Raw genomic sequence first — 26,285 nt, forward strand, 5'->3', positions numbered from 1 at the left:
TAATAAACAAATACTTTACAAGAAAAAGTGGTAGTGGAGGCAAAAGTGAACATTAATAGGAAGGAAAGCGCATGCTAGAGTTTGAAAAAGCAGCAAGAATAAAAAATATTATTGAAAGGTTAAAAAGCGTATGATATAATATATATAGTGTAAAAATGTAAATAATTTTATTGACATCTTTACGTTAAGACTTCTTAAATATTTAGTACTGTACAATTAAATTATTAAGTTTTATACAGGGAGCAAAAATAGTGGAAAGCTTTTCAGGTAGTAATAAAGACAGTAATTTTATTAAGGGGACAAAAATAATGGAAAATTTTTCAGACAATAACGAAAACGGTAGCTCAATCTTCCAAGGAAAAATCAGGGAGCAAGATTTCTCTGCGGAGCAGAAGTTAAATGAACTAAAAGCCGCCATAGAAGAGCTTGACAGACAAGATTTGCTCAGAAGGCTCGAGTGTGAGCGTCAGGCCTCTAGTTGTGTCGATGAAATACCATCTCAAGCAGAATTATATACCGAAGGAGGAGATTTTTGGGGTTTCTTTGAATCTCTCTTCAACCTCTTTGAAGTAAATGTAGATGATCCGAAAATCTACCAAATGCTCAAGGAGAAGAAAGAAAAGAACCTGATTGCTGCGATAATTAAGTTTTTGCGTGATAAGCTTAAGGAGTTAATTAAGAAGATCTTCAAAAGCAATTTAGATTTGAGTTGGGATAAGAGGTTGGACAAAGAGATAAAAGAATTGAAGGAAAAATTAAACAGTGGTGAGTTATCAGTAGAAGAGTTTGCAAGGGTGCTCGAACGTCTACAAGCATTGACGGATCTCAAATTTAGATTACAGCTCGCCGTTACCGGATGGATTATTACAATATTTGCAAAGATGTTTGGAGTTGAGCTAGCAGCTATAGTAGAGATATCTACAGAAAAAGAAGATAAAAAAGCAGAAAAAATATCATTAAAGGAAGAAGAAAATAAAGAAGTTCGTAAAGACGTAGAAATAAAAGTAGATGAAAGAAAAAAACCTAAAGTGCCAATTTTCCTTTTTGACGTTTCACCCGGATTTGTAAGACCGGTTGTTCTGAACAGATCAGAACGAGATCTTTTACCAAAACCTATGAAAGAACTAATGCCTAAAGAGGTTATAAAGGAGGAGATCCGCGAGGTAAAAGAAACAAAAACAAAAGTGGAAGAAGAGAAAAAGGCGAAGCCGGAGGAACCGAAAGTGGCTGTGTGTCCACCTGCTCGAAAGACTGCAACGGAGACGAGGCAGGTACGAGATGAGGATATTCGAAGATGCGATAGTAATTGGCAAAGTGATAGAAACTTATATTCAGACCACCCTGCTCAAAAACCTGTTTTTGATGGAAAAATTTTGGAGCAATCTAATCAAGCTAGTGAGAGTGCTATAGAAAAATCTGCTTCTAACATAGGGGCTAAAAAGCAATCCGTTAAAAATCCTGTTGTTAATTGTGAATATGATTTGATAGTTGGTTTTTGGAATGGTCCTGAGAATGAACCTAAGCAAAGTTCTGTGAATAATGCTCAAGAAAATCCTAAGTCAAAAGTTACTGATGTATTGAATGAACGTGCAGCAAGAGGAAATGGTAATACACCATCGAGATAGTTAGTGTTAGCTACTTAGATGAAAAAGAAGACTGGATCCCAGTACTGGATGACACCTATGGGTTATTTGTGATGACAAAGGAGGGTAGCCCGTGACGCTGGAATCCAGGGGCATATAGACAGATGTCGACAGTTCGTCATTCCGCTACGTGTTAGCGGAATCTATGCTTGAGATACCGCGGCGGTATGACGTAGGGAACTTAGGGTTGCCAATGACTTGTCATTCCAGTACTGGAATCCAGGATGTGCATTGGGTTTGATAAGTGTAGGGTTTTATGTTAAAAGGGAGTGTTTTTGATGAAATTGTGAAAAACCAGTGTTAGTTACTTATGTGATAAAGAATACTGGATCCCAGTGTCTGGGCAGTGGGATGACACCCTTCCTAGTTGTGATGACAAGAAAAAGAGGTACTGGTATGCATTAAAAGAGTAGGAGTTGATGGCAAAAAGAAACACAGGCGTCATTCAGCGTCTTTTTTTGTCATTCCAGTGCGTGACACTGGAATCCAGGGGCATATAGATAGATGTCGACAGTTCGTCATTCCGCTACGTGTTAGCGGAATCTAGAAAACTTAAGTTTTATGAATAAAGAATGAATAAAATTTTATGCTAAAAAATATAAAAAAAGTGCTTGCACTATAATTTATTTTTAGTATATTAATTACATAATATTTTTACTGGAGGGCAATATGCCAAATGATAATGGTAAGGAAAGGTTCAAGGGAGAAAAAGAATGGAATGAGCGGAATAAGGGACCAGGTGGTGGAGAAGTTGTGGGAATTAAAGGAATGAGAGTTGATGATCATAGTGATAAATCCAAGGAGCTACGAGAAAGGAGGCGTCAGTCTGAGCAGAAAAACAATCCTGGTGGTTCTATAAAACGTTAAGTAAAGAGTAGTTGTTGTAATTTAAAAATGGAGGAGGTTGGTATGTCTAATACAGAAACAGTAAGGGCGTTGATTAGCGCTTTTAATGTACATAATTATGCTCGTAATACAGTTAAAACTAATTTTACGCTGCAAGACAGGTACGGGAAGGACTGTATCGTAGTCTCATTTGATAAGGGTATGAAGAGTCCTCAGTGTAGCGAATATCTTTACAATATAAAAAGGAAAATAGTAAGTGAGTTCTACGATATTAAAGAAGGAGATGCGAATGAGGTAGTGTTAAATACAGCTAATTTAATTTTTAATATTGAATCTTTTCCGTTTAACATGAGTGAAGGAAAGTGGTCTCAAGATGAGCAAGGTAGGATTGAGTTTCTAGCACCTATAGATCAGGGCGTAATTTTTAATTTGAAGTCTCATTTGGCTTCTTCACTTAAAAAAGATGTTCTAGAAGGTATGTCAGCTTGTAGAATAGTTACTAAAGCGTCTGACAAAGAAGATTATTTGTGGCACGGTGAATTTGATAATAAAGCATTATGCAAGAAATTTGAGCGTGAATTTTTATCAAGTATGAGAGAAAAATATGGGTATAAGAATATTTTTAAGAAGCCTCTGAAGGTTGAAGGCAATAGTGTATATATCAAGGACGTTTTTGATGATGCTCGTTTTATCGATAGTGTAACACGGTGTGTTGCATGGCTTAAAGGTATGGGTCTCCAGGCTGATAGCAAAGTTCGTAATGATGTAAAAGCATTTAAAGATTTAATAATAGAATTTATTGATCAATCAACGGGAATAATAGTAGACGGCTTTGTATGTGCTTCCCCTTTAGGTAAAGAAGTAGCCTCAATTCTTGTACCTATTATGCGAAATGGTAAAGGAGGTAAGTTATTAACAAAAGATGAGGCTCATGCTGTAAATTCTGTGTTCGGTAATGCTGTACTTAATGATGTTGATGGTAAAGTTCAGGGAGGATTATCAATAAATAGAAGTAGTGGGATATATGGCATAGACTTTTCTAATAAAGAAATTTCTCACTGTGTGATAACTAAAATCATAGAAAGCTCTGTAATCAACAAAGACCATGAACTGTCCATTGATCCTGAGCGAGCATTGTCGCCTGTGCAGTCGCCATTCAATTCTCCTACACATGCAGGCCCGAGTGGACTAAGAACACCGCCCAACCAAAGGAAAAAAGATACAGACAGTGGTTATGATAGTAATTCGCCTCCAAAAAAGGGTTCTGATTCTTCAAGTGGTGGTCCAGGACTATCGACTGAACCTTCAGATATGGAATGGGAGCCTTCCACACATCTTCAAAATCGCAGTATTTCAAGGTTGCCTAATGGACATCTAGATGAGGCACAATTGACACAATTGAGGTTTCCCACGGGAAAAAGTCAGGGTGGAGCATTAAAGGAGCCTCCCAGGCAAGGTTTGGAAGAGCTTTTTATGTCGCATAGGGGAACGAGTGAAGAATCCCCGCCACGGGCATATATAAGTTCTCCTACAGTTGTTTCAGAGCAATCTTCATTATTGCAATCTGTAGGTGCTGCTCAAAATGTGCAGGCAGGACCTAGTGATCGGGCTCAGACAATAAATCGTTGGTCATTACCGGCTTCAAGTGCAGGATTATCGTTATGGCAACTGAGTAGACCTTCATCATGGAAAGGTGCTAATCCAGTAGGGGCTAACCCTTGGGCTCAGCGAACGAACCCTTGTTTATCACCGGCTCCAAGTGCAGGATTATGGTCATTACCACAGAGTAGACTTTCATCATCGAAAGGTGCTAGTGAACGGAGAACTAGTGATAAACCTCTTACCGAGGAAGAAGAAACCTTGTTTAAAGAATTGCTTTATGCGTTTAACTTAAATAATCAGATTTTTGAATGTCATCATACTAACTTTATTGTAGAAAATGGGAAGATTGCTAGTTTAGTTGATGATAGTGTTAATGTAGAAGAATATTTACAGGAGGTAATAGATAAGACGAAAGAAGAGTATCGTGTCAATGAGAAAGAAGCCTATGATCTCAATGAGTTTCCATTTAAATTTCTTTCTAATTGTGAGAAAAACCAAGAAACAACAGTTGTTGCTAATATAAATTGTGGTGCCTTATTTAACTTAAAAAAACTTTTTATTCAGGAGCATGAAAAAAAAGTGGAAATAGAAGATATCGACATTAACATCGTCAAAAAGGCAGTGAAATCTAAAAAGGACGAATGGGTAGATTTCCAGGTGAAAGAACGTAGGGCAAGTCCTCGCGAAGCAATTACAACCTGTTATCCCGATGAAAGCAAATTAGAACATATTCCAATTATAAAAGGCAAAGATAAATACTACCTTGACCGTACTTTTGAAACTTGGGAAGTAGAGTCGTTTATGGAAGAGCGATGGCCTGCTAAAGGTACGTCAAAAGCTGAAAAGATGAAGTCCGAAGATAATAAAGACAGCGGTATCTCTTCAGGGGAGGCGACTGATGCTGAAAACGTAAGCTCTAAAGCTGAGGCAACAACAAGTAGTGGGTATGAGTCTATGGATTATGAGAATACTAGAGAAGGATCGCCAAAACGTTCTGGAGGAGAGGTGGTTCAAACTTTTAAGAAGCAATGTATCATCTCTACGCAAATTGAGGATGTTACTTCGGAGTCCTTCGGGCAGAGACAAGGTTCAATAGTAGGTTGATTTTTTTTGAAGGTAATTTAAACTTAATCTAATCCACTGTTCTTAGCCACCTAAGTGTTTTATTAGGGTTGGGGCCAAAGTCCCTGACCCTGAAAGCACTGGTGTTAGTTTTTCTTGTCCATTGCAGATATTGCAAGGTACTATCCACTTGATCGTCATAACGGCCTTCTGGGAACATTAAAATTTCATATTCGAAATCGCTGAGCCATACTGCTTGATGCGGCAGAAAAACCCTGCCAGACTCTATAGTCGGAACAATTTGATAAAATCGAGTGAGTTTGTCATTGTGTGGCACTATTTCAATAATCGGTAGATCGCTATTTGCCTTTAGCTCTTGTGTTAATTGCTGACCACTCGTTTTTGCTTCAATCAAAATTGCATGTGGTGCCCATCTTGCAGCTAGTGACAGAACCTGCTCTTTAAGCTTTGGATACTCAAGCTTTGCTCGATATACATCAAGTAGATAGAATTTATTATCTATTTTTGCCCAGGTGGTGCAGACGCTAAAGTCGCTGGAATTGTTTGTTGAAACTGCAGTGTCCCAGCTTTGAGTTACATGTGAGGGATTATCAGGGAAATTTTTATAGCACTTTAGCCACTCTTGTTTTATTATACCACTTGAAAGCGGCAGGGGGTTTTGTTGATATTGAGCAGCAAAAGCGTAACTCCCGAGTTCAACTTTTATCATCTCAACTTCTTCTCTTCCTCCCTCCAGGGGATATAGCAACTGACCTTCTTCTCTTGAGTATAATACTCTTGCAGGTAGTGTCATTCCAGCACTTGATGCTGGAATCCAGTCTTTTGCGGTTGAATTTTCTGAATCCCAGTGTCTGGGCACTGGGATGACAGGAGGGGGGGTTGGAATGACACCAGTATGGTTATCAATTGAATAAATAATCTCCTTATTTTCAGAAATCATTGGCAAACAAATGTGATGCCATATGTTTTTTGGCTTGGATAAGAGGTGCCCAGTTAAGTCTTCCAGGTGCAGCCTGTGCATAACAAGCACAATTACTCCTTTTTTTCTATCGTTGAGCCTCGTTACCAAAGTCTGATCGAACCAGTTTGTGGCACGCTTTCTAAACGTTTCACTCAAAGCTTGGGCAGGGTTAAGCGGATCATCCACAATAATAAAATCACCACCTTCACCGGTTAACGTCCCTCCAACTGATGTTGCGATTCTAAATCCTTTCTGCACTGTTTGGAATTTATATTTAGTGTTCTGGTCTTTGGATAATTTTACCTCTGGAAACAGCTCTTTATACCAATCAGATTGCATTATGCACCTGGTATCAAGCGAGTGCTTTTCGCTGAGTAGCCGAGAATAACTTGCAACTATTATTCTTGCAGTTGGCTGATTTCCCAGTATCCATGCGGGCCACGCAACGCTTATGCACATGGACTTCATTGAACGCGGAGGCATATTGAATATTATGCGCCTTACTTCGCCAGCATTCGCTGCTTTCAGCCTGTCTTCTATGACTTTTATGTACTGATAATCATTATACTCACATCCCGGCACCACTGTTCGAAAGCACAGTTCAATGAATTTTAGAAAATTTATATTATCCATATGTGTATTTTAGTGAATGGAATGTAGACTTTAATAGTTTTGATTTATCTTGTAAGATTGAGGTGTTACAATCGCAGGCTTACAATGCTGCTAATTTAGTAAATAACCTATGAGTGCTATTTCTTCAACTTTATCGAAGTAAAGAATTGATTTCCATTGCGGTAAATGAGCAACATTATTGAATCTTTACCGTTTTTCTTTACTGCTGAATCAACTTGTTTTTGAAAATCATTAGTATTTTCTATATCGGTTCCATCTAATTGGATAATAATGTCTCCTTTTTTAATACCACGCAGCGTGGCATTACTGTTACTATCTACATTAGTAACTATCACACCTTTTGTAGGATTACTTTCTTTTGATTCTTTTGGCAGGTTTGAAACAGTTAAACCAGTTATGTAATCAGATGTTGATTTATTTTCTTCTTGATTATTACCTTGACCATCATTTGCAAATTCTTCAATCACAACCTTAATATTGACCTCTTTGCCCTTTCTAAGTAACTTAATTTGTACTTTTTTTCCAGGTTCAGTTCTTGAAACCATTTGAGGCAGTTGTGTCATTCTATCAATTTTTTTATCATCAAATTCTAATAATATGTCACCCACCTTAATTCCACCTTTTTCTGCAGGGCTATCCTTTACTATACTTGCAACCAGTGCACCTTTTGTATCTTTTAAACCCAAAGACTCAGCAAATTCTTTCGTTATAGGCTGAACTTGCACACCAAGCCAACCATGTTTTATTTTTTTGCCACTTTTTAATGCGTCAATAATTGACATAGCTAAATTAGATGGTATAGCAAAGCCTATGCCCACGTTACCGCCAGACTCAGATGGGGAATAGATAGCGGTGTTAATGCCTATAACTTTTCCATTTAAATCAAATAATGGCCCTCCAGAGTTGCCTCTATTAATTGCAGCATCAGTTTGAATAAATTCATTCATAGTGCCGATACTAATGTCTCTGGACCTTGCAGATATAATTCCTGTGCTTACAGAACCACCCAAACCAAATGGGTTACCTATTGCAATAACTGTATCACCAACCCTTGCTGTATCAGAATTACCAAATGCAACAAAAGGAAGATCTTTATTAGAATGAACCTTAAGCACAGCAAGATCAGTTCTTGCATCATAGCCTAAAACTTCTGCTTTGAAATAAGTATTATCGTTCATAGTAACTGTGATATCTTGGGCGTTTTTAATAACGTGATAATTGGTTACTATAGTTCCACCTTTATCTATAATAAACCCAGAACCAAGCAACACCACCTCTCTGTTAACACTAGGGCCCCTATCCATAAAAAACTGATCAAAATGCTCAAAAAATTCTCTAAAATCATCAAAGAAATTATTTCTTGGCATAAAAGGGATTTTAGTTCTATTATTACTTTCTTGTTTGATTATTTGTTCGCTTGAAATATTTACAACCGCAGGAATGAGTTCTTCCACTAAATCGGCAAGTCCTTGATTACAGTTACATATAGTAGTGCTAGCATCAACGACCTTTTTTGCATTCCAATCAAACATATTAGCGTACGAAGAAAACGCAATTAGAAAATATGCAAATATAGATAAAATAAATGCCTTACTTTTCATAAGTTATTTCCATCCTTTGTTTAAAATGTCTAAAAAGTTATTGTTTGGTGAAAGTACAAATTTAGTATTATTTTCGGCAAATGATTTGCTGTAAGCGCTCATAGAGCGATAAAAGTTAAAAAACTCTTCATCAACCTTAAATGCCTCATTATAAATTCTAGTTGCTTCAGCATAACCACGGCCCCTTATTTCATATGATTCTTTTACTGCACTGGAGATAATTTCCCTTTTTAATTTATCAGCTTTTGATCTAACTTCCTGCCCAGCTTGCTCTCCTTCTGCTCTAATTTCTTTTGCTTCTTTTTCCCTTTCAGTTTGCATACGGCGAAATATTGCAGAACTATTTTCTTCTGGTAAATCGGCTCTCTTAATTCTTACGTCTATTATTTCTATGCCAAATTTTTCAGCTTCAGAATAAACTCCACGCTGAATCAATTGCATAACCTCTGATCTTTTTTCGTTCAACAAACTAATCAACGAAAATCTGCCTATATTTTCTCTTATGTGTGCTTCTATAACCGGATACAATCTTCTAACCAGCCCTGATTCATTTCTCACAGCTTGGTAAAAAGTAACAGGATTTGTTATTTTATATTTTGCATACGCATCTACTATAATACGTTTTTGATCCGCTGTTATCACTTCCCTTGGGATCTTATCAGGATTTAAATCTAAAACTCTTTTATCAAGAAACTCTACACTATTTATGAATGGTAACTTAAAATATAAGCCACTTTCCCTAACATCTCTTACAACTTTACCGAGTTGTATAACTATCGCTTGCTTTGTTTCTTGCACAACAAATATTGAGTTAAATAAAACAATCAATAAAACAACAAATACAGAAACAAAAACAATTTTAATATTACTACTCATGGTTATTTCCCTAAATTTGTAAGAGGTAAATAAGAAAACATACCTTTCAGATCATCAGTTACAACAACTTTGTCTACCTTACTGAAAATATTTTCCATAGTTTCAAGATAAATACGATTCTTAACGAGAGAAGGATTCTGTCTATATTCCTCATAAAGAGATAAAAAGCGATTTGCATTACCTTTTGCTTCATTTATTACTTCATTCTCATATGCCTCTGCATCTAATTTTATCTTTATCGCTTCACCCTTTGCTCGAGGTATAATATCGTTATTATAAGCATATGCTTCGTTTATAGTACGCTCTTTGTCTGCACGAGCACTTTGTACATCTCTAAACGAACTGATTACTTTTTCTGGTGGATCAATTTTTTTCATTTGAACAGATAAAATCTCTATGCCCATTTGGTATCCATCAAGAATCTGCTGCAATAGAATTCTAGTATCTCTAGAAATTTCTGGTCTGCCTTGACCAAGTGCAAAAGAGATCGTGTTTTTACCTATTATTTCTCTCATGGCACTTTCAGCAGCATTTTTAACACTGAAACCGGGTTTGTAATCCCGCACTTTGAATAAATAGTCCTTAGCATCTCTAACGCGCCACTGAACCTCGAAGTTAACGTTGACTATATTTTCATCTCCAGTTAGCATCACACCTTCACCGCGATCTGTATCTCGCCCATAAGAACTACTTACCCCAATTTCTTCACGATTTACTTCCTTAACGTTCACTTTAAAAACCTTGCCAATAGGGTAGGGGAAGTGATAACGCAAACCAGGTGTTTCTGTATTAGAATATTTACCAAAGATAAGTTCTATACTTTCCTCACTAGGGTGGACAATATAAAAGCCAGTGCAAGCATAGAACAGCAAAATAATAAAAATGATGAAATAAGGTTTTTTGCCCCTGTTTCTGGTTAATCCATTCAGAAAGAACCTTACATCAGATACAGCTTTACTTAAAATATCTTCATTATTGGGAGTTTTGCTCCCTACCGGTTTCTTTCCCAAATTCCAAGGATTATTATCATCAAACATAATGGTTGATTCTATAATTAATGCGTTAATATTACTTATTTAAATAAGAAAATGCAAATATAAATTACTATTTCATTTACAAATTAATTGTCAGGGTGAAAAACATGATCATACACTTCCTTTTCTCTATGTAGTATGGTCGACTCTATAGAATTTTCTGGCTTTTTTTTGAATTCTTTATTGTCACTCTTTAAGTGCACTACGTCTTCGTGAAAATGGGAATTATACCTAAATAGTAAAGCTATTATTATTAAAGTTATAACAGCCAAAAAGATGAGAGTCCTTTTTCTATATCTCATAAATGCTGCAACTTCTTGACCTAATTTTCCACACTATCAAAAAACACGTCAAGCAGAATTATTCAAAGACAAATGAACATTAACAGCCAAATTAACACTAACTTAAGAATCGAGGGTGTACAATATGAATATATTTAATTAATAGTGAGGTTTAAAATGTTAGTCAGTGAACAAACAAATTCAAGTCCTGTTAAAAAAAATTCCACTTTCATGGAAACTGTGCAGGATAAACTAAAAGATATAAAAAATTTCTCTAACTGGTCTGCAAAAGAGAAAATGATTGCAGTAGGTGCAGTAGGTATGATGGTTGGTCCATTAGTTCTATTTGTGGCAGCTGCTTTACCCTTTGCTGCAACAGGTGCAATAGTTGCCCTTACTCTATTTTTTGCTGTGAAAGCAGTTGAATACACATTCAAAGGGCTCAAATGGTCAGCAGAAAAAACAGTTGATGGGGCGAAGTATATTGGAGGAAAAATTAAAGATGGTGCTGTACATGCTAAAGATAAGGTGAAAGAAGGTTATGAAAATACAGTAGATTCACTGAAGAGAGGTGCTAGTTTTGTAGGCGAAGGAGTGGCAAATAAGTTCCATAAGGCATCTGGTGAGACAGACTATTTGGATAAGATAAAAAGATTTGCTCCAGATGAAATTAAGAAATCTGACGAAATAAAAAATGATATGAAAGCAATTTTTGCTGATAAAGGAAATAATTCTGGGTTAGTGAAAAATATACTTTCTGGAATATCGTCAAAAATTGATTTAAAAATAGCAGAGGAGGCAAAATCAGGATGGGAAGAGTATACTCCTAAGTGGCAAGTACAGAAAGAATTCATTAATAATTTAAATAAAAAAAGCTTGCATAGCTTGTTAACACAAAGGTCATTACCTAAAGGTAGTTATTTCATCGATAGTGTTTTCTCTGAACATCACGATGAAATTAAGGAGGTTATTAAAGAATGTAAAGAAAGTCATTTGTATTCAAGCGTAAGCAATATGTTCAACAAAGCTGAGAAAAGAGCTGACAGGCCTTCTTTCAAAAGTTTTACTAGGTCTATATCGTCATCATTGTCTTCACTAGGAAGAAAAGACTCTACACAATCAACTAGCAGTTTATCAGAAAGCAGTTCAATGAGTTCACTAGATTCTGTAAGGACTGACAGTACTATTAGCAGCGAAGCGGAATTATTAAATCCTGCGAAGCATAAAAAAGTAAAACAATCTTCAGGTTTCTTCTCAAGGTTTAAGAGAAATGAACCACTGAAAGAAGCTACTGACATTAAGTATCAAGCTTTTTCTAAACCAGACACGTCGTCTAGACAAGTAGGGGAGAGCGCTTTTTACGTTGATACTCCTACTCCAATTGAGAATACTAATAAAACTGCAACAATAGGAGGAAGACCAGGAGTTGCACAACGTGGTAGTACTGGCAACCTTACTAGGGTAGGAACTCCAGAAGTACCAACTAGAAGTGCCTCATTGACTAACTTGAATGAGTTGAATGCATCTTCACAGAATTCTCTCAGTGAAGAGTTTGGCAGTAATCCTATTAGGGTGGATAATGAGGTCTGGTACGATGCTGTTACTACATTACCGGATAAAGGAACTCTAACTCACAGTAATTCTACTGATAGTGGAATAGGTTCTGGTTCTTCTACGCCAACAAGAAAACAAGTTCTTCCTTTAAAAGAAGAATTTGACAGAGAACTCGAAGAAAAGTTGGCAAAACGACGCGCATCTCTAGATCAACCTAGTGCAGAACCTGTCCACTCAAGAGCTACAGCAACTCCAGGAACAGTGTAATAAGTAAAACTTCTACCTTCTCCAAAAGGATGTTACTCAATGAGTAACGTCCTTTTTTTGTTTTTAAACTATAGAAAATTCCTAGATCCCAGCGGTACGCGTACAACCGTATGAACATTGTGATTTCTTCACTAGGGAAGGTGTCATTCCAGTGCCTTGACTACTTGGATCCAGGAATTTTATTAAGTTGGGAAGCCTAAAAGTAGCCGTTTTATGTTAAAATACAACATTTTGATGATTATGAAAAGGCTGGATTCCACCGTCACGCGCTGGAATGACATGGTGAGGCGTCATCCTACTGCTCCTTCCTTGCCATCCCGGTAGCCTCCTTTTTTTGTCATCCCAATACCCCCTCTTGTCATCCCAGTGCGTGACACTGGGATCTAGCCATTTCACGCAATCCCATCGAGAACGCTGTGTTTTAAAAAATGTTAGCCACTTTCATGTTTACCAACTTAGTAAAATTCCTGGATCCCAGTGTCACGCACTGGGATGACAGGGGAAGGAAGCACTGGAATGACAGAGGAAGGAGATACTGGAATGACAGAAGAGAGTGCTGGAATAACAGAAAAATCTCATCTATTTTCTCTTGATGAATAAACCTGAGTGGAATATAGTAGCAATGTATTTATGTAGATTCTAATGAATAATTTAGTTTTCAACTTTTTCAAATTTAAATGAGGTTAAAACTATTTCTGAAGAATTGTTAAACGAGAAATTAATTGTATGTGTAAATATATTTCCCGAAGTGAATTCTCTGTATTTATGGGAAGGTAAAATTAGTAATAGTTGTGAAGCAGTGGCAATTATGAAGAGCAGGAATGATCAAATTGATAAAATTGTAGAAAAAATCGAAGCAATGCATTCTTATGATCAGCCAGCTATTGCTGTGATGCCCATAGAAAAAGCAAATAAATCTTTTACTAATTGGGCTAATAGTGTTATTGATGTAAGTAGTATTGGGGTGTAGCCAAGTGGTAAGGCAGCGGTTTTTGATACCGCCACGCGAAGGTTCGAATCCTTCCACCCCAGCCATATTGAAGTGGGTGTGAAATGATATCACTTTTCTATAAATTAAGATTATTGAATTATATATTAGGTAGTCTAAAAGATATAATTGTGAAACTGTTTCTCTGCACAATGTATCTTTACACGTTCAGCATTGTGCTCATGTTTCTCAGCAATGGTTTTTGGTATGCTGTAGAATTTTGCTCTTTCAAAAATGCGTTTTACCATTTATTTCAATATTGCAAGTGGTATTATGAAAATAGGGAAGACCTCGGTTACGGAATTTCTATTCGAGTATTAGTAGCATTCCTTACTCCGCATTTTCTCTATAAGTTGTTCCTTAGCACAGGTTGGAAGTCTTTTTTAAAGGAAAAGATAGTGCAGATACTCAAGTTCATAATAACAAGAAGAAAAAAGGGTAATGAATCCAGTAACAGTAGTAAACCAAGTGGCAGTAGTTATAGTGATAAGAATAATTACAGCAATAACAGTGAGCATCACGCTCAAGATGCAAAGCGGAAAGTAAACATGATAAAGCAGCTATTAATCAAAGATATAGAGGAAACTATAGATAGGAGATTGCATGATATTTTTTTCGGTAAAAGGAGTAAACCTCATTAAAAGGGCTTTATCTAGTAAGGCTTTTTAAAATTGGCTGTATTTTGTTTTTTACGTATACCGGATCACAGTCAGCCAATATACATGTGTGCACAAAATCTTGACTAAAGTCTGACAACCAAGAAATCGCCTTACGTTTTTCTACCAAGCTTTCTGTTTTTTGCAGTGACTTGCTGCATCAGTCATTGCCTGCGCTATTACTGATTTCCACAGCAAATAATACCTTTGTATATCATCTGACGTACTATTTGTTTCATAGTGGTTAAAAAATTCTTTAAAATTGAAGTTGTTTGACATAATGATACCTCTTTGGATTGAAATTTGAAATGATTTGAGTTTATGTCGCCACAGCAGATCCCGCTAACAAGTAGCGGAATGATGAGTTACTATATCAACTATGTTTTTTTTAAATTTTTTGAATTTAGTTTTATTACAACTCTTGTTTATAATTTTGTATTTTTATTCAATTAGAAAATGCATTTTTGACAATAAACACCCTAATTTATCATAGAAAAATTTTATATCAAACAACAGTTACTGCTTAGATTTTATGGTTAACGAATATGTGCTTTAAGTGTGTGTGGACGCACATATTCGTTAACTTATTTTCTATGCAGATTTTTTAATTCACATTAACTGCTTCTTTAAGCCTGGCATTAGCAATAACCATAATTTTACGCATTAGAGCTTACCATCTTCTTCTTACCACTTTCAATGAGCTTGGAATAAAAGGCACCAAGTGCAGATTTGGACTTTGCAGCAGCCATTGCAGCCGTAAAAAGCTTAGTACGAACATTGCTTCTACCGCCTGTTATTCTTCGATAACCAATAGCTTTTCCACTTTCTTTTGGATGCGGTGCAACTCCAGCAAGACTTGCTACTTCTTTTCTGTTTAAGTAGCCAAGCTCCGGCATCAGACACACAAAATCTTGTGATAACTTTGGACCTATTCCTGGCACTGTTCTCAGAATTTTTTGGCGCTTCTGTAACTCTAGATTTTTATCAATGATTTTTTGTATGGCATTATTGAGCTTATTTATCTGACTGTTAAAAAAGTCAATGGTTTTTTGGCAACTTTTTTTTGTGTAGTCATTTTCAGGTGCTTCCAACCTACATTTCTCTTGGGCTCTCATTTGTGTAAGGTCATCACGACGTTGACAAAGTGCAATCAAAGTTGATTGTTCTTTAGAAGTAGGGAGAAAGAGTTCTATGGCGCATACTGAGCAAGAGCCATTGCATCTGATTTATCAGACTTTGCTAAAGTTCCGTGAGACAAGATAAAGCTTTTTACTTTACGGGTATTAGCTCGATGTACAGCGATATTCTTGTCAATAAGAAAATGCGATAAACCAAGCTCATATTTTCCTGTATTTTCTAAAGTTACTAAAGAATTAGGTAAGATACCTGAAAACTTTTTAAACAATTGTTGCCAACCAGAAGCATTATTATCAAATTCGACAACACTCTTCTGTGTGTGAACCGCAACAACATTTTTAAATTTTCCGATGTCAATACCAATAAAGTTTTGATAAGATGTAACCATATTAACAACCTCGATAGTTTATTGATTTAAGATTGTAAACGGGTGCATACATATGTCCCATGCAACTATTCAAACGTATCGAGGGATAGGGCTAGTGTACCTTGATATAGACGGTTGTTATAACACCAACGCCGCGCACACGCCCGTGATAGCTCTATTCCTATAGTGAGTAGAGTTATCTTCCCTCTTGTTTCTTTTATAACATATTTTTAACTTACAACCGCCGCGGTGCTAACACGTAGCGGGATGACGGTTGTCGTTTAGCTATAAATGTTTAAGAAATTTACCAAATAAAAAAAAGGCAAAAGAAGCCCCGAGTAGCGAGTTTTGACTCTATATTACTGTAAGTGGCGCTGTAATAATGTGCTAACGCTTAAAATAAGCGCGATTTGGCTGAATGTAGAAAAAATAAAAAAGACATGCAGCCGCTATAATTTTATGTAATCCGCCAATAAATACTCTGAGTTTTTTACTGAATTTTGTCATTGAGCCTGCAGGTCAAAAACAAGTTTTGAGTCACAAATACCCTTATTATCATAATAAGGGGGCTGGCGGAGTTTGTCAAGTAAGTTTTTTCGTTTCTATGTTGTCAGCTACTTGCATGATGCCACTTGCCACCTGTTAATTACAACGTTCGTACAGATGTATGCTTGACATAGGATCCAGAAAATTTAGTTATATATAGGAAAATCTGAGTTGACTACACCAACTCATGTTCAGCAAAAAAGAAAGCTATCTCCTTACGAGCATTTTCTAGACTATCCGAGCCGTGAACTCTATTTTCACTAATGTCATCAGCAAAATCACCCCTGATTGTACCTTTCTCTGCCTGCTTTGGATCGGTAGCTCCCATGATTTGTCTGTATTTACTTACTGCATTTTCACCAACTAAAACTTGAACTATCACAGGACCAGAAGTCATAAACTCTACCAATTCCCCAAAAAAAGACCTATCTTTATGAATTTCATAAAACAGCTCTGCTTGTTTTTTTGTCAGTAACATCATTTTTTGTGCTATGATTTTGAGCCCAGAGCTTTCAATGTATGAATTTATCTTGCCTGTAATATTATTTTTTACTGCATCAGGTTTTAATATCGAAAGTGTTCTCTCAATTGCCATATTATTTCCTTATATAAAATAGTATATTTATGGATTTACTTTATTGTAAATTTTGATTTGATAAAAGTAGTTTTTTATTTATAGTTAAGGATAAACCATCAAAGAGGTATTGTATGGGTAAATGTTGTAAAAATAACACTACCAAACAAGTTGAGCCTACCACTAAAAAACAAGCTGAATCTACTGCTAAAAAATTGGCCAATAACTTGAAATCGTCAATTTTTTGTGGAACAAAAGGGTTTTTAACTTTTAATTTGGCTTTTTTAAGTTATTTAGAATATGGTATGTGTGGCTATATTCTACAAAAGCAAGAAAAAAATAACGATCAATACACGGAGCTAGAAAAAGGTGCTGCTTTTGCAATGAAAAAAAACGCTATTCCATTTCTTGAAATGGCTACCATAGTGCCATTTGTTTGTTTTGCACTGCCAGCTATGCTAGGCAGTATGAGCCTCATGCAATGCACACTTATATGCGCTGCGTTGATGGTTGCTACATGTTTTGTTGTAAGAACTTGGCATGGGCGTGAGTGGTTACTAGAAAAAATTACTGACCACAGTAGAAAAGAAATAGACGTGGAATTTAAGAAAGATACTATAAAATTTCCTATCTTTGATCAAAATAGAAAACACACCGAGTATAATTCGCCTAACTCAGGGCGACTACTGGATGAAACAAGTAGCACCTCTCTTTTCGTTAAAATTTTACTTTTTCTCCTCAAGGCTCTTCTGAAGGTCCTGCAAAGTTGTATAATGTTATCTTTAGCTGCTGTTGAACTTCTTGAAACGGTACCAAGTCTTTTTGTCGATACATTTTTCGATTGGAGCTTCACATCCACCAAGAGTAACCTGCAGAGATCAGGCCATTTATTGTATGCAAGTGTGAGAAATTTAGTGCCTATAACTAAATTTGATGAGTGTGTAGCTAGTTTTATAGGCACCCCAGAAGTAACTTGTTGTCAGTAGCGCGTAGGTGAAAAAGGCTGTCATTTTATTTAACCTTGGTGGCCCTGATTCACTGAATACGGTCCGTCCTTTTTTATTCAACCTTTTTTATGACAGAAGAATAATAAGTCTACCAAACCCTTTTCGGTTTCTTTTAGCAAAGTTTATATCTGCGAAACGAGAAAATACTGCGCGAAAAATATACGAGGAAATTGGAGGTAAATCGCCGATTTTGGATAATACGAAAGCGCAAGCTGATGCTTTAGAACTAAAATTAAATGAAGATAGAAACCATGTACACAAGGTATTCATTTGCATGCGCTATTGGCATCCATTTGCTGACGAAGTTGTTAAAAGTGTAAAACAGTTTGATCCTGATGAAGTAATTTTGCTGCCACTATACCCTCAATATTCAACTACCACAACTTTGTCATCCATCGAAAATTGGCAAAAAAATGCTAAAAAGCATGACCTAAAATGCAATACAAAAATAATTTATCATTATTATGACAATGAAGACTTTATTGAGGCTCATGCTAACTTGATAGCCAAGTACTACAAATTAGCCAGCAGGATTGGTAAGCCAAGAGTTCTATTTTCAGCTCATAGCTTGCCCCTTAGCGTTATTAAAAAAGGTGACCCTTACGCTTCACAGGTAGAAAGAAGCGTAGAGTTAATAGTAGAAAAGTTAGCTATCAATAACTTAGATTGGTCAATATGTTATCAGAGTAAGATTGGTCCTGTAAAATGGCTAGAGCCAAGCACTGAAAGTGAGCTATCACGTACAAAAGCTGATGGTGTACCTGTAGTTTTATCACCTATATCTTTTGTTTCTGAGCACTCAGAAACTCTAGTTGAACTTGATATAGAATATAAAGCAATTATCAAGAATGGATATTATTTTCGCGTACCAACTCTCAGTACCGATCCCTTGTTTATTAAATGCTTAGCTGATTTATAGGGCTTTTCTTTAAGGCTTTTATGTGATAGAATAAAAGGGAATTATTACTTTATTAACTATTTCATGCCAAACAAGCTAAAAAAGAAATCTAATATACTCGCACAAAAGGTGCATGATATTTATGATCATGATTTCAGGAAGGTAATCTGCATCACAACAGGTTTAACAGCCCTATTGTGTAAGATTTCACTGCAATTTTGCTGCGAGTTCATTGACAATAATAGATCCAATATCTTTCTTATACAGAATGTTGCTCGACTAGTAAAGTTTCCGACATCTATTCTATATATTGCCCATTCTGCTTTTATTCTACAGGATCTAATTAAGGATTACAGAAACCCTGAGAGTAAAAAAGAGCTGGCAAAAGTTGTGGGTAAATCGGCTAATCTTGCAAGCAGCATCATAGAAGCATTGATGATGTTGAAAGTCATCCATTTTTTTACTAAGGGTAATGCAGACGTAATAAGTCACATTCACTTAACATCAACGATCCTATTTCTGTTTATTTCGGAACCTATAAGCTGCTATTATTCATGGAGAAAATACCTAGATAATAAGGATCCTGAAAAGTCTGCTGAGTGTAAGAAGGACCTTATTATCAGCACATTAACTTTGTCATTAGGTTTGTTAAACTTCATATTAAAAAGAATGGAGACTGCAACCATACCAATAAACTTAGGTAATGGTATAATCTATAATTTCAACTTAAGCGTAACAGTTAGCATAATATATAGTACAGTATTTCTGGCAGTTCAGCTTGAAAAATTGTTTCAACAACCTGTCAATGATGATCCTTCCACTGAACTTGATAGTGCTGGCCATAACCATATTCAGCACGGTAATGATGGTAATGATCTGCCCGATGGTAATGCTGTGGGAATATAAGGGTTAGAGGTGAAAAGATTTTATTTCTACTGCCAACGCTAGTACTGCTAATTTGCCAACAATACTCCAAAGTGACAGAATTTTACCTTCCACAACCTGGCTAACATCATGAAACTCACAGTCAGTGGCATTCAAGCTAGAATATACATCTTTCCTGCTATTACATCGGTATAAGTAACATGTTGGAGTATCTCCTATATAGTATATTAGCGGTTCTGCAGAACTGCTTTTAAATATGTCAATGGTTGGTACACCTTCTTGTATAATAACGCTATTGATTGCTATTCCTTCTTTTATCTTTTTCATTTTATGACGCTTTTTTTTATTGAGATTTAATATTTCCTCTCCACTTGTTGCTGTTATAATGCCCATCCCATATGTGCCATTGCTTGCTTTGATAAAAACGTAAGGTTGTGTTTTTATTTCATATTCCTCATATTTTTTTTGCACTAGAGATAATATTTGGTCAACTTTAGTCGCTACTGCTCCTAGTGATGAATCATCATTAAAGTCAACTCCATTACAGCTTTCTGTAAGCACAGAAATAAGCCATGGGTCCATTTTAAATTCGCCACAAAATTCGGACACTAATTCTTGATAAATTTCAAAATACTTAAATTTCTGTCTGCTATGCCAACCGTATAGTGGGCTTGGTACTATATCTTGCTTTACGTCTTTTAGCGTGTCTGGAATGTGGCTCGTCATATCACGATTCAGTATAATAACATCAGGCACAAATCCTGAAGTTGTCTTTAGCCGAGAGTTTTCTTTCACGATAGTTTCATATGGTTCTATTAAATTATATGCTTCGTTGTGAAAGAGGCCAATTCTAGTTTCAAAACCTGCGAGCTGCAGTACTTTCTCTATAACAAATACGTTTTCTATATACATTTTATTTCGTGTGTAATTCTCCGGTATTATAAGAGTCTTTTTATGTTGTTTTGTTTCAAAATAACTTTTTATTAGTTTTGCTGCTGTTGCTCTTGATGTTTCACTTAGATTGTTGAATCCTGCAGGAAATAAATTAGCGTCCACTGGGGCAATTTTGTAGCTGGAGTTTCTAAGATCTATAGAGCTATAAAATGGCAATGTAAGGCCGTTAAATTTTGCCTCAAACCAATTATTTATACTTTTTTCCAAATCTGGGTGAATTATGTTTTGCATCTACACTTTAAATGTTATAAGGAAGGTATTATATTATAAGCTATAATTAAACATATTTAGCAAATTTGACTAAAGATTAAAGTATAATGAGATTCTTATTTGAAGTGATAGAAAAATGATTCAACACGATAACAATAAAATGTATGGAACTACTATACTGTCAATTAGAAAAGATAAAAGCGTAGTAGTAATAGGTGATGGACAGGTTTCACTGGGCCACACTGTTATAAAATCCGGAGCAAAAAAAGTTAGGCGTCTTTCTGGTGATTCTGTAATTGCCGGTTTTGCTGGAGCAACAGCCGATGCATTTACTCTCTTTGAAAGACTAGAATCTAAACTTGACAAGCACCCAGGGCAATTAATGAGAGCATGTGTTGAACTTGCAAAAGACTGGAGAATGGATAAATATCTGAGGAAATTAGAAGCTATGATGATTGTTGCAGATAAATCTATTTCATTAGTAATTACGGGAACAGGTGATGTTCTTGAACCTGAAGATGGAATCGCAGCTATTGGCTCTGGGGGAAATTTTGCTCTATCTGCAGCAAGAGCTTTAATTGACATTAAAGGAATATCAATAGAAGAGATTGCAAAAAAGGCTATGAAGATAGCTGGCGATATATGTGTTTATACAAATCATAATGTAGTTATTGAAAAGATAGAGGAGTGATATGTCTTCCAAGCAAAAAACTTTGTGCACTAATTTTTCCAATCATCCTATAACCCTTTCAGAAGGGCAGTCTTGTAGTAGTGACACCTATGATGAAAAAAATGACCTCTATAAAGATACTAAGAGTGGTTTTGATTCAAATGACAGTGATATTCAAGTTAATGACAGCACTCAAGTTTTGTTAGATGACCTACCACCACAGAAGATAGTTAAAGAATTAGATAGATTCATAATCGGACAGGATGATGCAAAGCGTGCTGTGGCTATTGCGCTCAGAAATCGTTGGCGTCGCAATCAGGTTCCATTTCCATTGCGTGATGAAATCATACCTAAAAATATATTGATGATCGGTCATACAGGGGTTGGTAAAACTGAAATAGCTCGCCGCTTAGCAAAACTTGCCGGTGCACCGTTCATAAAAATTGAGGCAACGAAGTTTACTGAAATAGGATACGTTGGACGTGACGTTGATTCGATAATACGTGATTTAGTTGATGTAGCAATAGTTTTAGTTAAAGAGAAAGCCCGTAAAGCCTTAGCTAAAAAGGCTTTAATTTTAGCTGAGAAAACAATAGTAAACTCTATGGTAGGCGAAAATGCAACCGAAGAGAGTAAAAAAAATTTTAGAGAAAGGTTGAGGAATAAAGAGTTTGAGGACGGAGAAGTTTCTATTAACGTCAGAGAGAGCAAGAGTATGTTACCTACTTTCGATATACCAGGCATGCCAGGTGGGCAAGTTGGTGTGATGAATGTAACAGAAATAGTGGGCAAGATGTTTAACGGGAGCAAAAAAACAAAAACTATTACGGTGAAGGTAAAAGAAGCGCGTGAAATATTAATTAATGAAGAAAGTGAAAGGCTAATGGATGAAGATAAGATAATCAAAGAAGCCATTGATCTTGTTAGTAATGACGGTATAGTATTTTTGGATGAAATAGACAAAATTGCAGCGCGTACAGAAGTAAAAGGTGAAGTAAACAGAGAAGGAGTGCAACGCGATCTGTTACCACTACTTGAAGGAACAACTGTTACAACTAAGTATGGCCATGTAAAAACAGACTATATATTATTTATTGCATCTGGTGCTTTTCATCAGTCTAAACCATCTGACCTCTTACCGGAATTACAGGGCAGATTACCGATCAGGGTAGAACTTAAGGCACTTACTCAAGAAGATTTAATAAGAATATTAAAGGAACCAGAATCTAGTTTGTTAAAGCAGTACATAGCTTTAATGAAAACAGAAAATGTGACGCTTGAGTTCACTAATGATGGTATAAAAACCATAGCTGAAATAGCGTTTACAGTTAATAGGCAAGTGGAAAATATAGGCGCAAGAAGGCTTCACACTATCATGGAGAAGCTTTTAGATGAAATAAGTTTCACTGCTTCTGAGAAAAATAGCGAAAAATTCATTATAGACAGCAAGTATGTAAAAGATAAACTTGAGTCAATTTCGAAGCAGCTTGATTTATCTAAGTTTATACTTTAGGAAAAACCTACTTTAAGTAGTATAGAGAGTATTCAGAAGATCAGCCAGTAAGCCTAAAATTTCAGCTATAGTTCTTTAGGACGTTTTTCAACAGTAGAATGGTGTGCTGCGACCTCTTGCTTAATATCTAAGCTTAAGTCAATTATTGAGATATTTTCTTCATCATAATCTATGCCTTTTATTAACATATCGTCAGTAATAGTCAAAAGGTCAGGCGGAGAAAGAATAGTTCTTTTATTACCAGCTCTCATTCCCACAACTCCAAGCTCTATAGCAAGTGGTATTTTTTTATCGCCAACCCTAAATTGCACTGTTTGATCTTTAACTATATATTCCCCATTATGCTCCTTTACACTATATTTAACTGATATCTCATCACCGCACCTTACTTGTTTTCCAGTCTTGTTAATTAAGTCATTAAAAACCATCAGATTATTCACTGAGTCGGGATATTTATCCTTTACTTCGATCAGTTTGACGTAATAAGAATTAAAATTCACTTTGTTATCATTGGCAATAGTAACTACACGCTCTCCGCCTTCTTTCATACCTATCACCCCTAAACCCACTTCTTTTAGGTCATCTTGACCTATTTTCAAAGTAACATCAGAAACTTTGCTAGGGGGTGTTGTTAAGCTATTATTAGAAATTTTATATATTTGCAGTAGGACTTCCAGGCCGCAGAAAGCCTTGCTGCCACTGCCTTCAGTAATTTCATAAAAATTTATCGAATCTTCTTCCTTTTGCTGCGTCATTTCTTCTAAATATTCTGTTAGCCCATGCTTTTCAATATAGCGGTCGAGTGCTGATTCAAGTATTGGCTTCACTAGATAATGTGCTATTGTCTGTATCAAACCACTATGCGTGGCACTTATCTCATAAAGCTTATCCTTTTTTTCCGGTTTACCTTTGTTTATATATACAATAGTAAACATAAAAGCAGAGGTTAAAGTGAGAATCATTACTATGGAAATAAGCATTTGTAATATAATTTTTCTAACCATCTTTCCTTACTTGATTCAATAAATCATATAAATAATTAGTATCCCCTGAAAGCGCACTCAAATTATCCAAGCCTTGTTTAAAGAGGGCGTCTATATAGTCCTCTACTTCACTTTTACCAAGTAAAGACATTAAATTATTTGTTTTATCTTGTTCGTAATCTTTAATATCATCCTTAGCTTGAAAGATAAGCCCTAGGTTTATCCCGTAGTTATATAACGCTTTACGTTGCTTATCTGTAGCATTCCCTATTATAGCACCTATTTCACATGAAGCTGCAAATAGTTTTGCGGTTTTCATCAAATGAATTTCTTTTATTTTGTTAAAATCTGCACCAATATCTAAAACCTGTCCTCCTACCATTCCCCTAATTCCTATTGCTTGAGAGAGCACTTTTATGATCTCACAGCGTTTCTCATTTAACGAAGATAATACCTCAAAAGCCAGAGTAAGTAGTCCATCTCCGGCAAGCACCGCTGTTGCTTCATCAAATTTTTTATGGCAGCTTAGCTGGCTTCTGCGAGTATCACTGTTGTCCATGCATGGTAAATCATCGTGAATTAGAGAGTAAGCATGAACAAATTCAATTGCTGCAGCAACTGATATTACTTTTTTAGCTTCTGCGTTAAACACTCGCGATGAAGCTACGACTAAAAAGGATCGTATATGTTTTGCAGGAGCAAGGAGTATATAACGCATAGCTGATATAAGCTTATTCTCGCTATTTTCGGGTAAGAGTTTATTTACTTCTACAATAAGCAAATTTTTTGTTGTTTCGTCTAGCATTTTTGAATTGTTAATTGTTTAGCACGTAACGCTAGCCAGCTAGGGCAGTAGAAAACTTTGCTGTAGTTTACCAGTTATAAAAGATATTGCAAACATAAAAATTTTTTATAACATCAAAGAATAGGTTATTTTTTTGGTAAGAAATGTGAATAGCGAACTAGCAAAGAGCACTGGAGAAGACATAGAAGAGAAAGTGAAAAAGATTATACTAGAGCACATTAGTAAGGATGTAGAGAAATTCAACGGCTCTTCAAAGCTTTCAGAGCATGGTGCAGACAGTTTAGATGCAGTTGAAATCATCATGGCAGCAGAAGAAGAGTTCGGAATAGAAATTCCAGATGAAGACGCACAAAAAATGGAAACTATGGAGCAAATAGTTGAGTACATTAATAATAAAAAAGGCTAATAGTTAGTGTTAAATGAGCAGAAGGGTAGTAGTCACTGGTGTTGGGTTAATCACTCCACTAGCTGCAGATGTTGATAATACTTGGTCAAGGCTAATAAAAAGTGAGTCTGGCATAAAAGCAATCAATGCAGATAGATTTGACTCTTCTGATCTTGCTTGCAAGGTTGCAGGGCAGGTGCCTGTGCAATCCGATAACATTGAGAATTACTTTAATCCTGTAGGTTATATTTCTGAGAAAGACTCAAAAAGGACAGATCGTTTTATCCATTATGGTATTGCAGCAGCTATTCAGGCAATAGGTGACTCATTAATTTTGGAAAGCCAAAATATCAATCGGGAGCGTATTGGTGTGACTATTGGCTCTGGTATAGGTGGTCTACCATCAATTCAGGAAAATGTTATTACCATGCAGGAAAAAGGGCCCAGACATGTCAGTCCATTTTTTGTCCCTGCAAGTCTAATAAATTTGATATCTGGCCATATTTCTATTAAATATGAATTTACAGGTCCAAATGATTCAGCAGTAACCGCATGTGCAACAGGTGCGCATGCAATCATAAATTCAGCAAGAACTATAAAACTTGGTGAAGCGGATATTATGATTGCAGGTGGAGCAGAAAGTGCACTGTGTAGAGTTGGAATTGCAGGTTTTGCGTCTATGAAGGCGTTATCAACTAAATTCAATGATAAACCGGAAGAAGCTTCAAGGCCATGGGATGCAGAACGCGATGGTTTTGTTATGGGTGAAGGAGCAGGTATATTGGTGCTGGAGGAATATGAACATGCAAAAAAAAGGGGGGCAAAAATACATGCTGAACTGGTTGGGTACGGACTCACAGGAGATGCGCACCACATTACAGCACCACAGCCAGAAGGAAGAGGCGCATTTAAGGCAATGCAGCTTGCCTTAAAAAGTGCGCAAATTAATCCAAATCAAGTAGGATATATCAATGCACATGGAACTTCAACGCCACTTGGAGATAAAATTGAAGTAATAGCAATGAAACAGTTATTTGGTGACTACGTTTATAAAATACCTGTTTCTTCAACTAAATCTTCTATAGGACATTTACTTGGTGCTGCAGGGAGCGTTGAAGCAATATTCAGCATTCTTGCGTTAAATAATGGAATTATTCCGCCAACCTTAAATTTACATAAACCTTCAGAAGGATGTGCTTTAAATTTTGTACCGTTTAAAGCTCAGGAGCATAAAATTCAATATGCACTTTCTAATTCGTTTGGTTTTGGTGGCACTAATGCATCGCTCATCTTTGGACAAGTGTAATCAATTTTGCTGCTGAATAG

At 36.1% G+C, this 26,285-nt stretch carries 24 protein-coding genes, 1 tRNA gene and 1 pseudogene; 15 read left to right on the top strand and 11 right to left on the bottom strand.

Annotated features, from left to right (window positions below; all coding sequences use genetic code 11):
* Positions 1-248: 248 nt before the first annotated feature.
* The 3 genes from NHG98_RS00600 (at position 249) to NHG98_RS00610 (ending at position 5,195) form a co-directional block, all read left to right on the top strand.
* Positions 249-1,625 carry a hypothetical protein gene (locus NHG98_RS00600; protein ID WP_259245591.1) on the top strand — a complete coding sequence of 459 codons (1,377 nt, stop codon included), beginning with the start codon at positions 249-251 and terminating at the stop codon, positions 1,623-1,625.
* Positions 1,626-2,312: 687 nt separating this feature from the next.
* A complete protein-coding gene (locus NHG98_RS00605; RefSeq protein WP_096616117.1) occupies positions 2,313-2,510 on the top strand; it encodes a hypothetical protein in 198 nt (65 codons plus the stop codon).
* 42 nt (positions 2,511-2,552) lie between these two features.
* A complete protein-coding gene (locus NHG98_RS00610) occupies positions 2,553-5,195 on the top strand; it encodes a hypothetical protein (RefSeq protein WP_259245432.1) in 2,643 nt (880 codons plus the stop codon).
* Between the two features lie 28 nt (positions 5,196-5,223).
* Here the strand turns inward: NHG98_RS00610 and terL are convergent, their stop codons facing one another.
* From terL to NHG98_RS00635, 5 genes are all read right to left on the bottom strand, one after another.
* The gene (gene terL, locus NHG98_RS00615) at positions 5,224-6,768 is read right to left on the bottom strand and encodes a phage terminase large subunit (RefSeq protein WP_259245433.1); all 1,545 of its coding nucleotides are present in this window, start codon (positions 6,766-6,768) and stop codon (positions 5,224-5,226) included.
* A gap of 116 nt (positions 6,769-6,884) precedes the next feature.
* Complete coding sequence (locus NHG98_RS00620) at positions 6,885-8,369, bottom strand: DegQ family serine endoprotease (protein WP_096616121.1); 1,485 nt, start codon at positions 8,367-8,369, stop codon at positions 6,885-6,887.
* A 3-nt stretch (positions 8,370-8,372) separates the two neighbouring features.
* Positions 8,373-9,245, bottom strand: a complete 873-nt coding sequence (hflC, locus tag NHG98_RS00625) for a protease modulator HflC (protein ID WP_096616123.1) — start codon at positions 9,243-9,245, stop codon at positions 8,373-8,375.
* A gap of 2 nt (positions 9,246-9,247) precedes the next feature.
* Positions 9,248-10,282, bottom strand: a complete 1,035-nt coding sequence (gene hflK / locus NHG98_RS00630; protein ID WP_096616125.1) for an FtsH protease activity modulator HflK — start codon at positions 10,280-10,282, stop codon at positions 9,248-9,250.
* Positions 10,283-10,365: 83 nt separating this feature from the next.
* Complete coding sequence (locus NHG98_RS00635; protein ID WP_096616127.1) at positions 10,366-10,581, bottom strand: hypothetical protein; 216 nt, start codon at positions 10,579-10,581, stop codon at positions 10,366-10,368.
* A 156-nt stretch (positions 10,582-10,737) separates the two neighbouring features.
* Between NHG98_RS00635 and NHG98_RS06400 the strand changes: the two genes are divergently transcribed.
* The 5 genes from NHG98_RS06400 (at position 10,738) to NHG98_RS00665 (ending at position 14,010) form a co-directional block, all read left to right on the top strand.
* Positions 10,738-12,381: an actin-bundling T4SS effector WalE1 family protein gene (locus NHG98_RS06400; RefSeq protein WP_310437605.1), complete on the top strand. Its 1,644-nt coding sequence runs from the start codon at positions 10,738-10,740 to the stop codon at positions 12,379-12,381.
* Between the two features lie 334 nt (positions 12,382-12,715).
* Complete coding sequence (locus NHG98_RS00650) at positions 12,716-12,877, top strand: hypothetical protein (protein WP_259245434.1); 162 nt, start codon at positions 12,716-12,718, stop codon at positions 12,875-12,877.
* Between the two features lie 207 nt (positions 12,878-13,084).
* On the top strand, positions 13,085-13,351 hold the full coding sequence (gene cutA, locus NHG98_RS00655) for a divalent-cation tolerance protein CutA (RefSeq protein WP_259245435.1): 267 nt from the start codon (positions 13,085-13,087) through the stop codon (positions 13,349-13,351).
* Positions 13,342-13,416: transfer RNA gene (locus NHG98_RS00660), tRNA-Gln, on the top strand. The genes cutA and NHG98_RS00660 overlap by 10 nt, the downstream gene beginning before the upstream one ends.
* A gap of 18 nt (positions 13,417-13,434) precedes the next feature.
* Positions 13,435-14,010 carry a hypothetical protein gene (locus NHG98_RS00665; protein ID WP_096617893.1) on the top strand — a complete coding sequence of 192 codons (576 nt, stop codon included), beginning with the start codon at positions 13,435-13,437 and terminating at the stop codon, positions 14,008-14,010.
* Between the two features lie 138 nt (positions 14,011-14,148).
* Here NHG98_RS00665 and NHG98_RS00670 read toward each other — a convergent pair whose 3' ends face one another.
* The 3 genes and pseudogenes from NHG98_RS00670 to ndk form a co-directional block, all read right to left on the bottom strand.
* Complete coding sequence (locus NHG98_RS00670; RefSeq protein WP_259245436.1) at positions 14,149-14,304, bottom strand: hypothetical protein; 156 nt, start codon at positions 14,302-14,304, stop codon at positions 14,149-14,151.
* Positions 14,305-14,629: 325 nt separating this feature from the next.
* Positions 14,630-15,550: pseudogene (locus tag NHG98_RS00675) on the bottom strand (IS110 family RNA-guided transposase).
* Between the two features lie 700 nt (positions 15,551-16,250).
* Positions 16,251-16,670 carry a nucleoside-diphosphate kinase gene (gene ndk / locus NHG98_RS00680; RefSeq protein WP_096617354.1) on the bottom strand — a complete coding sequence of 140 codons (420 nt, stop codon included), beginning with the start codon at positions 16,668-16,670 and terminating at the stop codon, positions 16,251-16,253.
* Between the two features lie 113 nt (positions 16,671-16,783).
* Between ndk and NHG98_RS00685 the strand changes: the two genes are divergently transcribed.
* The 3 genes from NHG98_RS00685 (at position 16,784) to NHG98_RS00695 (ending at position 19,460) form a co-directional block, all read left to right on the top strand.
* Positions 16,784-17,635, top strand: coding sequence for a hypothetical protein (locus NHG98_RS00685; protein ID WP_096617352.1), 852 nt, complete (start codon positions 16,784-16,786; stop codon positions 17,633-17,635).
* Positions 17,636-17,642: 7 nt separating this feature from the next.
* Positions 17,643-18,575 carry a ferrochelatase gene (gene hemH / locus NHG98_RS00690; RefSeq protein WP_096617350.1) on the top strand — a complete coding sequence of 311 codons (933 nt, stop codon included), beginning with the start codon at positions 17,643-17,645 and terminating at the stop codon, positions 18,573-18,575.
* Between the two features lie 63 nt (positions 18,576-18,638).
* Positions 18,639-19,460 (top strand): hypothetical protein, encoded by an 822-nt coding sequence (locus NHG98_RS00695; RefSeq protein ID WP_096617348.1) that lies wholly within the window; start codon positions 18,639-18,641, stop codon positions 19,458-19,460.
* Between the two features lie 3 nt (positions 19,461-19,463).
* Here NHG98_RS00695 and gshA read toward each other — a convergent pair whose 3' ends face one another.
* Complete coding sequence (gene gshA, locus NHG98_RS00700) at positions 19,464-20,624, bottom strand: glutamate--cysteine ligase (protein ID WP_096617346.1); 1,161 nt, start codon at positions 20,622-20,624, stop codon at positions 19,464-19,466.
* A gap of 115 nt (positions 20,625-20,739) precedes the next feature.
* Between gshA and hslV the strand changes: the two genes are divergently transcribed.
* Together hslV and hslU are read left to right on the top strand one after the other, a co-directional pair.
* Positions 20,740-21,294: an ATP-dependent protease subunit HslV gene (hslV, locus tag NHG98_RS00705; RefSeq protein ID WP_096617344.1), complete on the top strand. Its 555-nt coding sequence runs from the start codon at positions 20,740-20,742 to the stop codon at positions 21,292-21,294.
* A gap of 1 nt (position 21,295) precedes the next feature.
* On the top strand, positions 21,296-22,786 hold the full coding sequence (hslU, locus tag NHG98_RS00710; protein WP_096617343.1) for an ATP-dependent protease ATPase subunit HslU: 1,491 nt from the start codon (positions 21,296-21,298) through the stop codon (positions 22,784-22,786).
* 65 nt (positions 22,787-22,851) lie between these two features.
* Here the strand turns inward: hslU and NHG98_RS00715 are convergent, their stop codons facing one another.
* The gene (locus NHG98_RS00715; RefSeq protein ID WP_096617341.1) at positions 22,852-23,790 is read right to left on the bottom strand and encodes an FKBP-type peptidyl-prolyl cis-trans isomerase; all 939 of its coding nucleotides are present in this window, start codon (positions 23,788-23,790) and stop codon (positions 22,852-22,854) included.
* Positions 23,783-24,574 carry a polyprenyl synthetase family protein gene (locus NHG98_RS00720; protein ID WP_096617339.1) on the bottom strand — a complete coding sequence of 264 codons (792 nt, stop codon included), beginning with the start codon at positions 24,572-24,574 and terminating at the stop codon, positions 23,783-23,785. The genes NHG98_RS00715 and NHG98_RS00720 overlap by 8 nt, the downstream gene beginning before the upstream one ends.
* Before the next feature lie 145 nt (positions 24,575-24,719).
* Between NHG98_RS00720 and acpP the strand changes: the two genes are divergently transcribed.
* Together acpP and fabF are read left to right on the top strand one after the other, a co-directional pair.
* Positions 24,720-24,980 (top strand): acyl carrier protein, encoded by a 261-nt coding sequence (gene acpP, locus NHG98_RS00725; RefSeq protein ID WP_096617355.1) that lies wholly within the window; start codon positions 24,720-24,722, stop codon positions 24,978-24,980.
* 13 nt (positions 24,981-24,993) lie between these two features.
* Complete coding sequence (fabF, locus tag NHG98_RS00730) at positions 24,994-26,265, top strand: beta-ketoacyl-ACP synthase II (protein ID WP_096617338.1); 1,272 nt, start codon at positions 24,994-24,996, stop codon at positions 26,263-26,265.
* The last annotated feature ends 20 nt before the right edge of the window (positions 26,266-26,285 follow it).

It is taken from the genome of Wolbachia endosymbiont of Aedes albopictus (genome assembly GCF_024804185.1).
In the GTDB taxonomy this organism is placed as follows: Bacteria; Pseudomonadota; Alphaproteobacteria; order Rickettsiales; family Anaplasmataceae; genus Wolbachia; species Wolbachia pipientis_B.

What these genes read in the sequence shown, in the direction of transcription:
- hslU (WP_096617343.1), top strand. Translation starts at nt 21,296, where the DNA reads ATGTCTTCCAAGCAAAAAACTTTGTGCACTAATTTTTCCAATCATCCT.
- NHG98_RS00695 (WP_096617348.1), top strand. Translation starts at nt 18,639, where the DNA reads ATGCCAAACAAGCTAAAAAAGAAATCTAATATACTCGCACAAAAGGTG.
- NHG98_RS00685 (WP_096617352.1), top strand. Translation starts at nt 16,784, where the DNA reads ATGGGTAAATGTTGTAAAAATAACACTACCAAACAAGTTGAGCCTACC.
- NHG98_RS00670 (WP_259245436.1), bottom strand. Translation starts at nt 14,304, where the DNA reads ATGTCAAACAACTTCAATTTTAAAGAATTTTTTAACCACTATGAAACA.
- fabF (WP_096617338.1), top strand. Translation starts at nt 24,994, where the DNA reads ATGAGCAGAAGGGTAGTAGTCACTGGTGTTGGGTTAATCACTCCACTA.
- gshA (WP_096617346.1), bottom strand. Translation starts at nt 20,624, where the DNA reads ATGCAAAACATAATTCACCCAGATTTGGAAAAAAGTATAAATAATTGG.
- hslV (WP_096617344.1), top strand. Translation starts at nt 20,740, where the DNA reads ATGATTCAACACGATAACAATAAAATGTATGGAACTACTATACTGTCA.
- NHG98_RS00720 (WP_096617339.1), bottom strand. Translation starts at nt 24,574, where the DNA reads ATGCTAGACGAAACAACAAAAAATTTGCTTATTGTAGAAGTAAATAAA.
- ndk (WP_096617354.1), bottom strand. Translation starts at nt 16,670, where the DNA reads ATGGCAATTGAGAGAACACTTTCGATATTAAAACCTGATGCAGTAAAA.
- NHG98_RS00620 (WP_096616121.1), bottom strand. Translation starts at nt 8,369, where the DNA reads ATGAAAAGTAAGGCATTTATTTTATCTATATTTGCATATTTTCTAATT.
- NHG98_RS06400 (WP_310437605.1), top strand. Translation starts at nt 10,738, where the DNA reads ATGTTAGTCAGTGAACAAACAAATTCAAGTCCTGTTAAAAAAAATTCC.
- NHG98_RS00715 (WP_096617341.1), bottom strand. Translation starts at nt 23,790, where the DNA reads ATGGTTAGAAAAATTATATTACAAATGCTTATTTCCATAGTAATGATT.
- terL (WP_259245433.1), bottom strand. Translation starts at nt 6,768, where the DNA reads ATGGATAATATAAATTTTCTAAAATTCATTGAACTGTGCTTTCGAACA.
- NHG98_RS00610 (WP_259245432.1), top strand. Translation starts at nt 2,553, where the DNA reads ATGTCTAATACAGAAACAGTAAGGGCGTTGATTAGCGCTTTTAATGTA.
- hflC (WP_096616123.1), bottom strand. Translation starts at nt 9,245, where the DNA reads ATGAGTAGTAATATTAAAATTGTTTTTGTTTCTGTATTTGTTGTTTTA.
- hflK (WP_096616125.1), bottom strand. Translation starts at nt 10,282, where the DNA reads ATGTTTGATGATAATAATCCTTGGAATTTGGGAAAGAAACCGGTAGGG.
- NHG98_RS00665 (WP_096617893.1), top strand. Translation starts at nt 13,435, where the DNA reads ATGATATCACTTTTCTATAAATTAAGATTATTGAATTATATATTAGGT.
- NHG98_RS00605 (WP_096616117.1), top strand. Translation starts at nt 2,313, where the DNA reads ATGCCAAATGATAATGGTAAGGAAAGGTTCAAGGGAGAAAAAGAATGG.
- NHG98_RS00635 (WP_096616127.1), bottom strand. Translation starts at nt 10,581, where the DNA reads ATGAGATATAGAAAAAGGACTCTCATCTTTTTGGCTGTTATAACTTTA.